General features: G+C 64.7%; 15 protein-coding genes and 2 tRNA genes. 10 read left to right on the top strand and 7 right to left on the bottom strand.

What is annotated here, in order from left to right; all coding sequences use genetic code 11:
• Positions 1-48 precede the first annotated feature (48 nt).
• From orn to ACO2Q9_RS17175, 8 genes are all read left to right on the top strand, one after another.
• Positions 49-663: an oligoribonuclease gene (gene orn, locus ACO2Q9_RS17210; RefSeq protein WP_423313007.1), complete on the top strand. Its 615-nt coding sequence runs from the start codon at positions 49-51 to the stop codon at positions 661-663.
• A gap of 222 nt (positions 664-885) precedes the next feature.
• Entirely contained in the window at positions 886-2742 is a 1857-nt protein-coding gene (locus ACO2Q9_RS17205) for a DEAD/DEAH box helicase (protein WP_423313006.1), read from the top strand.
• A 140-nt stretch (positions 2743-2882) separates the two neighbouring features.
• Positions 2883-3062, top strand: a complete 180-nt coding sequence (locus ACO2Q9_RS17200; protein WP_423313005.1) for a hypothetical protein — start codon at positions 2883-2885, stop codon at positions 3060-3062.
• Entirely contained in the window at positions 3062-3700 is a 639-nt protein-coding gene (locus ACO2Q9_RS17195; protein ID WP_423313004.1) for a type 1 glutamine amidotransferase domain-containing protein, read from the top strand. The genes ACO2Q9_RS17200 and ACO2Q9_RS17195 overlap by 1 nt, the downstream gene beginning before the upstream one ends.
• 14 nt (positions 3701-3714) lie before the next feature.
• Complete coding sequence (locus tag ACO2Q9_RS17190; RefSeq protein WP_423313003.1) at positions 3715-3927, top strand: hypothetical protein; 213 nt, start codon at positions 3715-3717, stop codon at positions 3925-3927.
• A 10-nt stretch (positions 3928-3937) separates the two neighbouring features.
• Positions 3938-4135: a hypothetical protein gene (locus ACO2Q9_RS17185; RefSeq protein WP_423313002.1), complete on the top strand. Its 198-nt coding sequence runs from the start codon at positions 3938-3940 to the stop codon at positions 4133-4135.
• Positions 4136-4190: 55 nt separating this feature from the next.
• A complete protein-coding gene (locus ACO2Q9_RS17180; protein WP_423313001.1) occupies positions 4191-5246 on the top strand; it encodes an NAD(P)H-dependent flavin oxidoreductase in 1056 nt (351 codons plus the stop codon).
• A gap of 13 nt (positions 5247-5259) precedes the next feature.
• Positions 5260-5658, top strand: a complete 399-nt coding sequence (locus ACO2Q9_RS17175) for a nuclear transport factor 2 family protein (RefSeq protein WP_423313000.1) — start codon at positions 5260-5262, stop codon at positions 5656-5658.
• 57 nt (positions 5659-5715) lie between these two features.
• Here the strand turns inward: ACO2Q9_RS17175 and ACO2Q9_RS17170 are convergent.
• Both ACO2Q9_RS17170 and ACO2Q9_RS17165 read right to left on the bottom strand, forming a co-directional pair.
• Positions 5716-5791: transfer RNA gene (locus tag ACO2Q9_RS17170), tRNA-Lys, on the bottom strand.
• A gap of 15 nt (positions 5792-5806) precedes the next feature.
• Positions 5807-5882: transfer RNA gene (locus tag ACO2Q9_RS17165), tRNA-Ala, on the bottom strand.
• A 149-nt stretch (positions 5883-6031) separates the two neighbouring features.
• Between ACO2Q9_RS17165 and ACO2Q9_RS17160 the strand changes: the two genes are divergently transcribed.
• Complete coding sequence (locus ACO2Q9_RS17160; RefSeq protein ID WP_423312999.1) at positions 6032-6889, top strand: alpha/beta hydrolase; 858 nt, start codon at positions 6032-6034, stop codon at positions 6887-6889.
• Between the two features lie 27 nt (positions 6890-6916).
• On the opposite strand, the gene ACO2Q9_RS17155 is transcribed toward ACO2Q9_RS17160, so the two are convergent.
• Positions 6917-7894, bottom strand: coding sequence for a GMP reductase (locus tag ACO2Q9_RS17155; protein ID WP_423312998.1), 978 nt, complete (start codon positions 7892-7894; stop codon positions 6917-6919).
• Positions 7895-8145: 251 nt separating this feature from the next.
• On the opposite strand from ACO2Q9_RS17155, the gene ACO2Q9_RS17150 reads away from it, so the two are divergent.
• The gene (locus ACO2Q9_RS17150; RefSeq protein ID WP_423312997.1) at positions 8146-10575 is read left to right on the top strand and encodes a UvrD-helicase domain-containing protein; all 2430 of its coding nucleotides are present in this window, start codon (positions 8146-8148) and stop codon (positions 10573-10575) included.
• Positions 10576-10596: 21 nt separating this feature from the next.
• Here the strand turns inward: ACO2Q9_RS17150 and ACO2Q9_RS17145 are convergent, their stop codons facing one another.
• Genes ACO2Q9_RS17145 through ACO2Q9_RS17130 form a run of 4 tightly spaced genes read right to left on the bottom strand, consistent with a single transcriptional unit; the run spans position 10597 to position 13426 of the window.
• A complete protein-coding gene (locus ACO2Q9_RS17145; RefSeq protein WP_423312996.1) occupies positions 10597-11346 on the bottom strand; it encodes an iron dicitrate transport regulator FecR in 750 nt (249 codons plus the stop codon).
• Positions 11343-12107, bottom strand: coding sequence for a BPSS1780 family membrane protein (locus tag ACO2Q9_RS17140; protein WP_423312995.1), 765 nt, complete (start codon positions 12105-12107; stop codon positions 11343-11345). Before ACO2Q9_RS17140 ends, ACO2Q9_RS17145 begins: the two co-directional genes overlap by 4 nt.
• Positions 12104-13069, bottom strand: coding sequence for a homoserine kinase (locus tag ACO2Q9_RS17135; RefSeq protein ID WP_423312994.1), 966 nt, complete (start codon positions 13067-13069; stop codon positions 12104-12106). The genes ACO2Q9_RS17140 and ACO2Q9_RS17135 overlap by 4 nt, the downstream gene beginning before the upstream one ends.
• Before the next feature lie 12 nt (positions 13070-13081).
• Positions 13082-13426, bottom strand: a complete 345-nt coding sequence (locus ACO2Q9_RS17130) for a hypothetical protein (RefSeq protein ID WP_423312993.1) — start codon at positions 13424-13426, stop codon at positions 13082-13084.
• Positions 13427-13428: the final 2 nt, after the last annotated feature.

Here is a 13428-nt window from a genome sequence, read left to right as displayed (position 1 = left end):
CGCGAGAGTTTAGGTCATGGGACGTATCCGCATGCGCGACAATGCCGCATGCCTGAAACCTCCGCTCCCGCAGCCGCGCCGGCTGCTGCTCCCGTACTTGCCAAGTCCGACCAGAACCTGGTCTGGCTGGATTGCGAAATGACCGGGCTCGATCCCGAAAAGGAACGTCTCATCGAGATTGCCGTCATCGTCACGGGGCCCGATCTCACGCCGCGCATCGAAGGGCCGGTGCTCGTCATCCATCAAAGCGACGCGCAGCTCGACGCCATGGACGCCTGGAACAAGGGCACGCACGGTCGCAGCGGGCTGATCGACAAGGTGAAGGCGTCGACGATCACCGAAGCCGATGCGGAAGTGCAGATTCTCGATTTCCTGTCGAAGTACGTTCCGCGCAACGGTTCCCCCATGTGCGGCAACACCATCAGCCAGGACCGGCGCTTCCTCGTGAAGTACATGCCGAAGCTCGAGGCTTTTTTCCACTACCGTAACCTGGACGTGAGCACCCTGAAGGAGCTGGCCAAGCGCTGGCGGCCCGAGGTCTACAACGCATTCAAGAAGCAGCAGGCGCATACGGCGCTGGCGGATGTGCACGAATCCATCGACGAACTCGCCTACTACCGCGAGCATTTCCTTCGCATGCCGGACCCGCAAACACAGGGCTAGGTAAAAACCCGGATCCGTGCAATAATCGCAGGCTCGCGTCCGGAAAAAGGCGCGTTTACGCGCATCCACCTCACACATTGGGTCTGCTTTTCGCCACCGTGCGGCTTGCCAGACCACCCGCGCCGGCCTGTGCTTCTTTGCCGTCGTTGACTTCGTCTGATGGTTGATGTCTTCAGCAACCATGCAGACAAGGCCGCAACCCCTCAAGGGTGCGGACGTTCAATGACTGACTCTTTCGATCTGGACGCAGGTCCGGCCAACGGCGTGTTCGCCGACGAAACCAATTCCATCTCCGCCAATGCCATCTCCGGCGTTTCTGCGGAAGCCAACACAACCGCGGCAGTGCCCAACGGCTTTGTGCAGCTCGGCCTCGCACCCGAACTCGTCCAGGCTGTGGCCGACCTCGGCTTCGAACAGCCCACCACCGTGCAGGCGCGCACCATTCCGCTCGCCATGCAAGGCGCTGCCATCGAAGGCGAAGACCAGGCTGACTACGGTGGCGCGCAATTCAACGACTTGATGGTCTCCAGCCAGACCGGCAGCGGCAAGACTGCGGCCTTCCTGCTGCCGGTGCTCCACACCCTGCTGCTGCAACAACAGCAACAGATGCGCGACGAAGCAGCAGCCTGGCAGAAGCAGGTGGATGAAGCCGCCGCGCGTGGCGAACCCGTCCCCAAGCGCGCCAAGCGCAAGGACCCGACCAACCCCCGCAACTTCAAGCCCGCCGCGCCCGGCGCGCTGGTGCTGTGCCCCACGCGTGAACTCGCGCAGCAGGTGGCGCACGATGCCATCGACCTGGTGCGTCATTGCAAGGGCCTGCGCGTCGCCAACGTCGTGGGCGGCATGCCCTACGCGATGCAGGTGGCCAAGCTGCAGAACGCCAACCTCGTGGTGGCGACGCCCGGCCGTCTGCTGGACCTGCAGCGCGGTGGTCAACTCAAGCTCGAGCAGGTGCAGTTCCTGGTGGTCGACGAAGCCGACCGCATGCTGGATCTGGGCTTCTCCGACGACCTCGCCGAAGTCAACCAGCTCACCATCCGCCGCCACCAGACCATGATGTTCAGCGCGACGTTCGCGCCCCGCATCCAGCAGCTGGCTGCGCGCGTCATGCGCGAGCCGCAACGTGTGCAGATCGACTCGCCGCAGGAAAAGCACGCCAACATCCGACAGGTGATGTTCTGGGCCGACAACGGCCAGCACAAGCGCAAGCTGCTGGACCACTGGCTGCGCGATTCGAGTATCAACCAGGCCATCGTCTTTGCCAGTACGCAGATCGAATGCGATGCACTGGCCGAAGAGCTGCAGCAGGAAGGCTTCAGCGCTGTCGCATTGCACGGCGCGCTGAGCCAGGGCATGCGCAACCGCCGCCTGATGGCGCTGCGCAACGGCCAGGTGCAGATCCTGGTGGCGACCGACGTCGCCGCACGCGGCATCGACGTCCCCACGATCACCCACGTCTTCAATTTCGGCCTGCCGATGAAGGCCGAGGATTACACCCACCGCATCGGCCGCACCGGCCGCGCAGGCCGTGACGGCATCGCCGTGACCTTCGCGGAATTCCGTGACCGCCGCCGCATGTTCGAGATCGAGTCGTACAACCGCCAGCCGCTCAAGGCCGAGGTCATCCCCGGCCTGGAGCCGCAGCAGCGTGCTCCGTCCATGGGCGGCGGCCGTCCCGAAGGACGCGGCAATGGTGGCGGCCGTGGTCGCGGTGGCAACTTCGGCGGTGGCGGTTTCGGCGGCCAGCAGCGTGAACGTCGCGGCCAGGACTTCGACCGTGGCCAGAGCTTCGGGCGCAAGCCGGGTTTTGGCGAGAGCAACCCTGAAGCGCGCTTCGGCGCGCCGCGTGGCGGCAACTTCGACGGTGGCCGCGGCAACTATGGCAGCGACGACGGTCGGGGCCAGCGTGGTCATGGACAGCATGGTTACGGCCAACCCGGTCACATCCAGCCCGGACATGGCCATGGTGGGCCGGCTCGCCCGGGCAATGGTGGCAAGGTGTTCGTGCCGCGCGATGCAAAGCGCAGCTTCAGCAAGCCGGCCGGCGGCAAGCCTCCTGCTCGCGCCAAGCGCCCGTAAGCTGACGAGGCAGAGCGGGTCTGTTGTCAGACACGTCTGACTCCAACGCACGTGTAGTTCCGATACGCCCGGACAGGGCTTCTCCTTAGAGTCGGTTTCATGGACGGCACCTTCTGCGGTCCGAAACCCAGGAGTTGCCCATGGTTGCCCCCAGCGTCCCGCTCTCTTCCGTCGTGTTGAACCGATCTTCGCAAAACCTGCTTCGCGAAGATCGTCCCGCATGGGCGCGCCCGCAGACGCCGTGGCCTTTCCGTGTCATCGACCCGCAACAACACCGCCCCGGCCAGCCGGCCAAGGCCGCTCAGGGCTGGACTTCGTGATGGCGGCTTCCGCTGCTTCGCCCGTCAAGCGCCCAGCACAGCATTTGCTGGGCGGTTTGCATGTGGCGGTGCTCGCCACCGACGGATTCGAGCAGGTGGAAATGACTGGTCCGGTCGATGCACTCCATGAAATGGGCGTCATCACCAAGCTCGTGTCCCCCGGCAGCGGAAAGATCCAAGGCTTCCACCATGATCAGCCGGGTGATTTCTTCGATGTCGATCTGACGCTGGATGAAGCGCGCGCCGACGATTTCGATGCGGTGCTGTTGCCTGGTGGTGTGCAGAACTCGGATGCCTTGCGCACCGATGTGCGTGCGCAGAAGTTCGTGAAGCACATGGATCGCGCAGGCAAGCCGCTCGCAGTCATCTGCCATGGGCCGTGGCTGCTGGTGTCGGCAGGGCTGGTGAAGGGTCGGACCATCACCAGCTGGCCGAGTCTGGCCGATGACGTGCGAAACGCAGGCGGCAAATGGGTCGACGAAGCTGCGCACGTGGACGACAACTGGGTCAGCAGCCGCAAGCCCGACGACATTCCCGCATTCAACGATGAGTTGGGCCGCCTTCTCGCCCGCCGCACCAAGGAAAGCGTGCGCGGAACGGCAGACGACATTCCCGCCGCAGCCGGCACCGGTGGCTGAACAAGGAGTCAGACATGTACGCAGCAGACGCATTCACCCGACCCTCCCAGCCCATCAATGCGATGGCGGACTACGACTTCCTTCGGGCGACGTACGAGGCCTTGTTGCGCGCGCGCCAGCCCGACTTGCCCGCCATCCAGGCCGCCTTCGAGGCGCTCGATGCAGCCCATTCCCGCCTGAAAGTCATGCATCAGCGCATGATGGACAGCAATGCCGCGTTGCACTGAAAGGGACACCGTGTACCAATCTCCCGCAAGGCACGCGCAGACGAATGGCGGTGTTCCTCCGCCGGAGCCGTTTCCGCCGATCACCCCGGACCCCAAGCCCGGTTCGCCCGAGCCGGAAACGCCGGTGATCGACCCCGAAAAAGGCGTGATCGCGCCCGTCAAGCTTCCGGGCGATCCGGACCAGCCGAACCAGAAACGCGTGCACTGACCCGGCGCGGCGAGTCGCGTCATACTCCGCAGGTCCTACACGCGGAGACTCACCGATGAGCCAGGCGCCATCAATCACGACATCCCTTACCGATCTGCTCGGAACGTCGCTTCCGCTGGTTCAGGCGCCCATGGCCGGTGTGCAGGGCAGTGCTTTGACCATTGCCGTATCGAACGCCGGCGGGCTGGGCTCATTGCCCTGCGCCATGCTCGGCCTCGATGCGATGCGCAAGGAGATCGAAGCCATCCGCGCGCAGACGGACAAGCCGTACAACGTCAACTTCTTCTGCCACCAGCCGCCCGAACCCGATGAAGCGCGCGAAGCTGCATGGCGTCGGGCGCTGACGCAGTATTACGAAGAGCTCGGTATCGATCCGCAAAGCATTCCTGTCGGTCCGGGCCGCACGCCGTTCAGTCATGAAGCGGCCGACCTCCTCGAAGATTTCCGCCCGCCGGTCGTGAGCTTCCATTTCGGGTTACCGTCCAACGAATTGCTCGACCGCGTGCGTAGCTGGGGCTCGAAGATCCTCTCGTCCGCCACGACGGTGGACGAGGCCGTATGGCTGCAGGCGCACGGCGTGGACGCCGTCATTGCGCAAGGCATCGAGGCGGGCGGGCATCGCGGGCATTTCCTGCCTGGCGGCGTCGACACGCAGCCCGGCACCTTCGCGCTGTTGCCGCAGATTGTGAAAGCAGTGAAGCTGCCAGTGATCGCCGCCGGGGGCATTGCCGACGCGCAAGGCGTGAAAGCTGCGCTGGCGCTCGGTGCAGCCGGCGTGCAGGTCGGCACCGCGTACCTGCTGTGCCCCGAAGCCACGACCAGTGCCGTCCATCGCGCCGCGATCAAGAGCGATGCAGCGCGCACAACGGCGCTGACCAACCTGTTCACCGGCCGGCCCGCGCGCGGCATCGTCAACCGCGTCATGCGGGAGCTCGGGCCCATCAGCGCCCTGTCGCCGGAATTTCCGCTGGCCACTTCGGGCATCGCCCCGCTGCGCGCGGCCGCCGAGAAGCAGGGCAGTGGCGACTTCACGCCGCTGTGGTCCGGCCAGAACGCGAGTGGCTGCCGGGAAATCCCTGCAGCGGAAATGACGCGCGCGCTGATGAGTTGAAGGAGACGACGACATGCAACAACACCCGATCGACCAATGGCACAGGATCATGCAGCGCCGCGACCCGGTCGAGCTCGGCACTTTTCTGGCGGACGACTGCGTGTTCTTCTCGCCTGTGGTTCACAAGCCGCAAACCGGCAAGACGCTGACTGCCTGGTATCTCGCCGCGGCGTTCCAGGTGTTCTTCAACGACAGCTTCCGCTATGTGCGCCAGATCATCGGCCCGAACGACGCGATGCTCGAATTCGAAACGACCATCGACGGCACACTGGTCAACGGTGTGGACATCATCAAGTGGAACGACGAAGGCAAGGTCACCGAGTTCAAGGTGATGCTGCGACCGCTCAAGGCCGTCAACCTGATCCATGAGCGGATGGGGGCGATGCTTCATGCGTTGCAGCAGCAACAGTGAATGAAGGGTGACAGACAAAGAAAAAGGGACTTGGTCTGAACCAAGTCCCTTTGTCGGTGGTGGGTCCTGAGTGACTCGAACACTCGACCTACGGATTAAGAGTCCGCTGCTCTACCAACTGAGCTAAGAACCCACGCGAAAACTGTCATGGTGGAGAGGAGGAGGATCGAACTCCCGACCTTCGCATTGCGAACGCGACGCTCTCCCAGCTGAGCTACCCCCCCACAACGAGCTTTATTGTAGCAAGATGCGCTTGGAGTAGCAGCAAGCCCTCTATTATGCCGCAAAAATTGTTGCTTCCGGTAGCAACCGCCAGCGTCATGTGTCTGTGTCAATATCGCCCGTTGCCCGCAAGGGGTGCAGGAGCCAAGCTATGACTACCAACTACAACCCCGAGTGGCTGGACCGCATGTACAACAACAGGGCGCTGGTGCCCGATCATGCGGACTATTTCTCGCGCTGGGCGGCTCAGTCTGCGCTGGCGCGCGCGACGCAGCGTTGCGAGGTCGACCTCGCCTACGGCGATGGCCCGCAGGAGACGCTGGACATCTTCCCTGCGCGGTCGGGGCACGGCCTGGGCCCGGTGCTGGTGTTCATCCACGGTGGGTATTGGCGCTCGCTGGACAAGGCCGACCATTCCTTCATTGCGCCGGAGCTGACGCAAGCCGGTGCCTGCGTCGTCGTGCCGAACTACGCACTGTGCCCGGCCGTGACCATTCCCGACATCACGCTCCAGATGGTGAAGGCGCTGGCGTGGACATTCCGCAACATCGCGCGCTTCGGGGGCGATCCCGGGCGCATCACGGTGGTGGGGCATTCGGCCGGCGGCCATCTGGCGGCAATGCTGATGGCCTGCGTCTGGCGTGCCTACGACGCGACGCTACCGGAGCGGCTGGTGAAGAACGCGCTCTCCATTTCGGGTCTGTACGATCTCGACCCGATCATGCACACGCCTTTCCTGAAAGACGCGTTGCGTCTCACGCCGGAGCAGGCGCGCAAGGCCAGTCCGGCCCTGCTGCCCAAGCCGCGCAGCGGCGTGCTCTATACGGTCGCGGGCGCGGACGAAAGCGCGGAGTTCCTGCGCCAGAACGTGCTGATCCAGGAAGTCTGGGGCAAGAAGACGGTGCCGGTGTGCGAGGCGCATCTGCGACGCAACCATTTCAGCATTGTCGAGGCGCTGACGCAGCCTGGTGAACGGCTGCACCGGCTGGCTCTGGATCTGCTCGCCTAACCCCCGGAGGAGGGCTGGCGGGCGTGCCTACATCAGCAGGTGTTCGCCTGCGTTGTCGCCGCCGAGGATGACGTAGTTCACTTTGCGCACATCCATCAGCTTCTTGCCGCCGGCGTAGCTGATGGAGCTCTGCACGTCCTGTTCCATCTCGATGAGCGTGTCGGCGAGCTTGCCCTTGACCGGCTCCAGGATGCGCTTGCCTTCGACGTGCTTGTATTCGCCCTTGTTGAAGTCGCTGGCGGAGCCGTAGTACTCCTTGAACAGTTCTCCGTCGACTTCCACCGTCTTGCCGGGCGATTCCTCGTGGCCGGCGAACAGCGAGCCGATCATCACCATCGACGCACCGAATCGGATGCTCTTGGCAATGTCGCCATGACAGCGGATGCCGCCGTCCGCGATGATGGGCTTGGTCGCCACGCGCGCGCACCACTTGAGCGCCGACAACTGCCAGCCGCCGGTGCCGAAGCCGGTCTTGAGCTTGGTGATGCAGACCTTGCCCGGGCCGATGCCGACCTTGGTCGCATCCGCGCCCCAGTTCTCCAGGTCGATCACCGCTTCGGGCGTACCCACGTTGCCGGCGATCACGAACGAGGCGGGCAGCTTTTCCTTCAGGTAGCCGATCATGTTCTTCACGCTGTCGGCGTGGCCGTGCGCGATGTCGATGGTGATGTATTCGGGCACCAGGCCCTCGGCGACGAAGCGGTCCACCGTCTCGTAGTCCGCCTTCTTCACGCCCAGAGAGATGGATGCGTACAGGCCCTGCGCCTTCATGTCGCGCGTGAACTTCACGTTGTCCAGGTCGAACCTGTGCATGACGTAGAAATAGCCGTTCTTCGCCAGCCAGAGGCTGATGTCGTCGTCCACCACCGTTTTCATGTTGGCGGGCACCACCGGCAGGCGGAACTTGCGGCCGCCCAGCTCCACGCTGGCGTCGCATTCGGAACGGCTTTCCACGCGGCACTTGCGCGGCAGCAGCAGGACGTTGTCGTAGTCGAAAATTTCCATGATTGAAACCAAGCTCCAGAAGGAATCGTTGAGAAACGAGTGAGCGCTTGGCCTGGCCGGTCTTCGTGGCCTGAAACACCCTTGGAAGGGGTGCGGCAACAAAAAACCGGGCGCAAGAAACTTGGGCCCGGTGACTGATTCTACCCCCGTGCTGCGGCCCCTTCATATGCATGGACATATGAGGCCGACATGCGCGCTCATCTAGCGGCTTGCTGACGCGGAAAGGCCTGCCGGCTTCCTACAATGCAGGGATGCTTTTTCCCGATCCCCCGCAGACGCAGGACACGATTCCGCTGAGTCCTCTGATTGCCAGCCTCAACGACGAACAGCGCGCTGCCGTCATCCTTCCCGACGAGCCTGCGCTGATCCTGGCCGGCGCCGGCTCGGGCAAGACCCGCGTGCTCACCACGCGCATCGCCTGGCTGCTGCAGACGGGTCGTGTCACGCCGGGCGGGCTGATGGCCGTGACCTTCACCAACAAGGCCGCGAAGGAAATGATGACGCGCCTGACTGCCATGCTGCCGGTCAACGTGCGCGGCATGTGGATCGGTACGTTCCACGGCCTGTGCAACCGCTTCCTGCGCGCGCACTACAAGCTGGCAAACCTGCCGCAGTCGTTCCAGATCCTCGACACGCAGGACCAGCTCTCGGCCATCAAGCGGCTGATGAAACAGTTCAACATCGACGAAGAGCGTTTCCCTGCCAAGCAGACGCAGTGGTTCATCTCCGGTTGCAAGGAAGACGGCCTGCGCGCGAAGGACGTGGAAGCGCCCGACTCGGACACGCGCAAGAAGATCGAGATCTACCAGCTGTACGAAGACCAGTGCCAGCGCGAAGGCGTGGTGGATTTCGGCGAGCTCATGCTGCGCAGCTATGAACTTCTGCGTGACAACGACGCGGTGCGCGAGCATTACCAGCGGCGCTTCCGCCACATCCTGATCGACGAGTTCCAGGACACCAACAAGCTGCAGTACGCGTGGATCAAGATGTTCGCGGGGCAGCACAACGCGGTGTTCGCCGTGGGCGACGACGACCAGAGCATCTACGCTTTCCGTGGTGCGCGCGTGGGCAACATGGCTGACTTCGTGCGCGAGTTCAACGTGCAGCACCAGATCAAGCTGGAACAGAACTACCGCAGCTACAGCAACATCCTCGACTCGGCCAACGAACTCATCAGCCACAACCGCAACCGCCTCGGCAAGAACCTGCGCACGACGCAGGGGCCGGGCGAGCCGGTGCGCGTCTATGAATCGACAAGTGACCTCGCCGAGGCGCAGTGGATGGTCGACGAGATGCGTCAACTGGTGCGCGATGGCAACGAGCGCAAGGAAATCGCCGTGCTCTACCGCAGCAATGCGCAAAGCCGCGTCATCGAAACCGCGCTGTTCAATGTCGGCATGCCCTACCGCGTCTATGGCGGCCTGCGCTTTTTCGAACGCGCGGAAATCAAGCACGCGCTGGCGTATCTGCGCCTGCTGGAGAACCGCAACGACGACACCAGTTTCCTGCGTGTCGTGAACTTCCCGCCACGTGGCATCGGTGCGCGCAGCATCGAGCAGTTGCAGGACGCTGCGCGTGCCGCGGGCACGTCGCTCACCGAAGCAGCGGCCGCTGTGACCGGGCGAGCGGGAACGAATCTCAGCGCATTCGTGGCGAAGATCGACGTGCTGCGTGAGCAGACGCAGGGCCTCACGCTGCGCGAGATCATCGAGCTGATGCTGGAGCAAAGCGGGCTCATCGAGCACTATCGTGCCGAGCGCGAAGGCCAGGACCGCGTGGAAAACCTCGAGGAACTGGTCAACGCGGCGGAAAGCTTCGTCACGCAGGAAGGCTTTGGCCGTGATGCGGTGGCTTTGCCCATCGACGAGCTCGGCCCGGGCGTACTGCGCCAGAGTCCCGCGAGCCAGGGTCTGGACCCGAGCCTGCCCGAGACGAACGAGCCGGCGCCGGATTACGTGCCGCCCGACGCCGAGACCGGGGAAACGCTCAGCCCGCTGGCGGCCTTTCTCACGCACGCTGCGCTCGAGTCGGGCGACAACCAGGCGCAGGCCGGGCAGGACGCCGTGCAACTCATGACTGTGCACTCCGCCAAGGGCCTGGAGTTCGACTGCGTGTTCATCACCGGCATGGAAGAGGGCCTCTTCCCGCACGAGAACTCGCTGAGCGACTACCAGGGCCTGGAGGAAGAGCGCCGCCTGATGTACGTGGCAATCACGCGCGCGCGCAAACGCCTCTACCTCAGCCATTCGCAGACGCGCATGCTGCACGGGCAGACGCGCTACAACGTCAAGAGCCGGTTTTTCGACGAACTGCCCGAGTCGGCGCTCAAGTGGCTGACGCCGAAGCAGCAGCCGATGGCGGACCGCTATGGCTTCGGGGGTGGCGGATACAGCCGCGAGCGCTCTGGTGACGGTTGGCCTCCATCGAGCGGCGGGCGCAGTTCAGCGGGCGGCGCCAGCTGGGATGCGGCGCGCTACGCCAGCCCACCCACGCCGCCGCAGAAAGCGCCATCGGCCCACGGCCTCAAGCAGGGCATGCGCGTCTTCCACACCAAGTTCGGGGAAGGCACGGTGCTCATGCTTGAAGGCGCGGGAGACGACGCACGTGCACAGGTCAACTTCCCGCGCCACGGCGTGAAGTGGCTCGCACTCAGCGTGGCCAAGCTCACGCCGGTGGAGTGACGGACGAGCCGGCCCGCGCCGTCAGCGCACGGCCGGGTGCGGCGTGGCGGGCTGCTCGTCCATGTAGCCCTTGCCGTCCTTCACGCCCTTGCGGCCTGCAATCTGCCACGCCGTGCGCTGGTCGATGAGCTGCGCGAGAAACTCGAGTTCTTCGTCGGTATGGTTGATGGCACGCGCGGGCGTGAGCATGCGTCCGTTCTTCGGTTCGACCTCGCCCCAGAAGGCCTGGTGGTAGTCCGCGCGGCTGACGGCTGCATCGCCGCCCGCGTCCATGTTCACCACGCCATAGCAGTTGCAGAAGTAGCTGCGGCTGTTCTGCTCGGGAAAGACTTCGGTGTACACGCCCGTTCCACGGATGCCTGCCGTCAGCGTGGGCGTGACGATGGAGCGGTCGTAACCCTTACCCCACACGCTGGCGACAGCGCCTGTCACCAGCCGCAACAGGCTCACTGCAGTGAGCGATCGGCCGCGCTCCACGGTGAGCCGCGAGTTCTGGCGCACCTGGAAAGACGCATTGCCGATGACGAAGATCAGGCTTGCACCCGGCCCGGTCTGGATGTCGTCGCCGGTCTGCACGGTCTGTTGTGACGAAAAGCGCCGGCCGTTGACCTGCACGTCGCCCACCATCTGCACCACGTTGCTGCGCTGTTGGGCGTGCGCAGCTGCGAAGCCGCCCATCGCCGTCCATGCAGCGGCCGCCTGCAGGAAGCCGCGACGCTGGAACCAGAGGATCTCTTTTTCGGTACGGCCTTGCAGGTGGTGCTGTGTCATGGTGTGGGGTCCGGTGGGGGTGGAGAGCTTGGTACTTCTGCGGTGAAACTGTCGATGAACGTGAAGTAGATCGAGGTGAAGAACATGGCTGCCAGCGTGAGCACGACGGGCATCAGAATGGCCGGGGCGATCTGCGGCGAACCCAACATGGCGATGACCAGCGTGGCGACCATCAGGACTGCAGCGATGACCAGCGTCCACAGCAGTCCGTAGACGGTGAACGCGCTGAAGTTGCGCCACACCGCCACCACGCTGAAGAACAGGCTCTTGGCGGGCGTGATGCCGTGCCAGTGCACCAGCGCCGGCGCGAACCAGAACATCACCGCCAGCGGGAAGTGCAGGGCCAGCAACAGCAGCATGCCCTTGTCGACCTGCTCGCCGGGTGAAGAAGCAGGCGGCTGTCCCAGGATCAGCGTGGCGATCGCGTTGACCAGCAGCGAGCCGGCCGCATAGATGAAACCCAGCTGCATCATGCTGCGCAGCCGCTGGCGGCCAGCCTTGAACGCGCTGACCAGGACGGCGGGCATGGGGAAGCGGCCCTTGGTCGCTTCCTGCGTGGCGACCATGAGCCCCAGCGTCGCGGCCGGCGTGATGGCGAGCATGAGCACGAGGCCGATCCACGGCACGGCCGATAGCAGGGCCACGGCGGCCATGTACATGAAGAAGAGGCCGGTCAGCGCCAGCGGCTGCTGCCAGAACGTGCGGACACCGAGCTTGACCCACTGAACGCCGGTGCGCGCGGGGACCAGGTTGAGTTTCATGGCTTCAGTGCCTGTGCGGTCACGGGGTGCGAGACGCGTTCGCGCAGCACGCGTTCGAAGTGCGTCGGATCGTGGGGCTGCAGCATGGCGGCTTCACGCGGAAGGTGGAAGTCCCATAGACGGGAGATCCAGAAGCGCAGCGCACCCGCGCGCAGCATGGCGGGCAGCAGTTCGCGTTCTGCGCGGGCCAGCGGACGGGTTGCATCGTAGGCCGTGAACATGGCATGCGCGCGCCCTGCGTCGTGCCGGCCGGTGGACAGGTCGATGCACCAGTCGTTCATGCAGACGGCCAGGTCGAACAGCCAGGTGTCGACGCCTGCGAAATAGAAGTCGAAGAAGCCGGTGAGTTCGTCGCCGTCGAACATCACGTTGTCGCGGAACAGGTCGGCATGCACCGGGCCGCGCGGCAATGCGGCGTAAGCGGACGATGCGGCGACGTGGTTCTGGAAGGCCAGTTCGCCGCGCAGCAGCGTGGCCTGGCTCGGGTCGAGGAAGGGCAGGACGACGGGCACCGTCTCGTTCCACCACGGCAAGCCTCGGAGATTGGGCTGGCTGCGGTTGAAATCGCGCCCGGCCACGTGCATGCGCGCCAGCATGCGCCCCACGGCGGCGCAGTGCGCCATGCCGGGTGAGAGCTGGCTTTTGCCGCTCAACTTGTTCACCACGGCGGCAGGCTTGCCGCACACCGTGTGCAGCAGGTCACCGGCCTCGTCGGGCTGCGGGTCCGGCACCGGGATGCCCCGCAGTGCCAGGTGCTTCATGAGGTGAAGGTAGAAGGGCAGTTGCGCGAACGTCAGGCGCTCGAACAGTGTCAGCACGTATTCGCCACCGGAGGTGGTCGCGAAGTAGTTGGTGTTCTCGATGCCGCCTTCGATGCCGCGCAGCGATTGCAAGTCGCCCAGCCGCAGGCTCTCCATCAGGGCGCGTGCTTCGTCTTCCGGAACTTCGGTGAAAACCGCCATGGGTGCCGGCGGTCAGAACTTGCCGATGCTCCAGACCCGCGTGCCGCCGCCGCCGCTGGCGCCTTCGCGCACAGGCAGCGGCGCGCGCACGCCATCGGCCGGTTTGACTTCGTAGCCCGGCACATTGGTCTTGGGTTGCACGGTGATGCTCTGCGTCTGCCCGCCGACGCGGACTTCGTCCACGCGCGAACCGGCATCCTCCACGACGATGCGCTCGATCTTCTGGTTGCTGCGATCGGCCGGGACCGGCTCGCGCGCCAGATCGGGCGGGGGCGGCACCTGGGCCTGCGCCAGCGAGGCGGCGGCCAGCAGTGCGGCTGTCAGTAGGGAGGGCAGTACGTGGGATTGGAGGCGCATGG

Source organism: Variovorax sp. VNK109 (assembly GCF_049445855.1).
Classification (GTDB): Bacteria; Pseudomonadota; Gammaproteobacteria; order Burkholderiales; family Burkholderiaceae_C; genus JAGOCV01.
This window is presented reverse-complemented; position numbering and strand designations above follow the sequence as displayed.

Bases quoted from the DNA above. Each gene is read 5' to 3' on its own strand.
- orn (WP_423313007.1), top strand. From the start codon at position 49: ATGCCTGAAACCTCCGCTCCCGCAGCCGCGCCGGCTGCTGCTCCCGTA.
- ACO2Q9_RS17205 (WP_423313006.1), top strand. From the start codon at position 886: ATGACTGACTCTTTCGATCTGGACGCAGGTCCGGCCAACGGCGTGTTC.
- ACO2Q9_RS17200 (WP_423313005.1), top strand. From the start codon at position 2,883: ATGGTTGCCCCCAGCGTCCCGCTCTCTTCCGTCGTGTTGAACCGATCT.
- ACO2Q9_RS17195 (WP_423313004.1), top strand. From the start codon at position 3,062: ATGGCGGCTTCCGCTGCTTCGCCCGTCAAGCGCCCAGCACAGCATTTG.
- ACO2Q9_RS17190 (WP_423313003.1), top strand. From the start codon at position 3,715: ATGTACGCAGCAGACGCATTCACCCGACCCTCCCAGCCCATCAATGCG.
- ACO2Q9_RS17180 (WP_423313001.1), top strand. From the start codon at position 4,191: ATGAGCCAGGCGCCATCAATCACGACATCCCTTACCGATCTGCTCGGA.
- ACO2Q9_RS17175 (WP_423313000.1), top strand. From the start codon at position 5,260: ATGCAACAACACCCGATCGACCAATGGCACAGGATCATGCAGCGCCGC.
- ACO2Q9_RS17160 (WP_423312999.1), top strand. From the start codon at position 6,032: ATGACTACCAACTACAACCCCGAGTGGCTGGACCGCATGTACAACAAC.
- ACO2Q9_RS17155 (WP_423312998.1), bottom strand. From the start codon at position 7,894: ATGGAAATTTTCGACTACGACAACGTCCTGCTGCTGCCGCGCAAGTGC.
- ACO2Q9_RS17150 (WP_423312997.1), top strand. From the start codon at position 8,146: ATGCTTTTTCCCGATCCCCCGCAGACGCAGGACACGATTCCGCTGAGT.
- ACO2Q9_RS17145 (WP_423312996.1), bottom strand. From the start codon at position 11,346: ATGACACAGCACCACCTGCAAGGCCGTACCGAAAAAGAGATCCTCTGG.
- ACO2Q9_RS17140 (WP_423312995.1), bottom strand. From the start codon at position 12,107: ATGAAACTCAACCTGGTCCCCGCGCGCACCGGCGTTCAGTGGGTCAAG.
- ACO2Q9_RS17135 (WP_423312994.1), bottom strand. From the start codon at position 13,069: ATGGCGGTTTTCACCGAAGTTCCGGAAGACGAAGCACGCGCCCTGATG.
- ACO2Q9_RS17130 (WP_423312993.1), bottom strand. From the start codon at position 13,426: ATGCGCCTCCAATCCCACGTACTGCCCTCCCTACTGACAGCCGCACTG.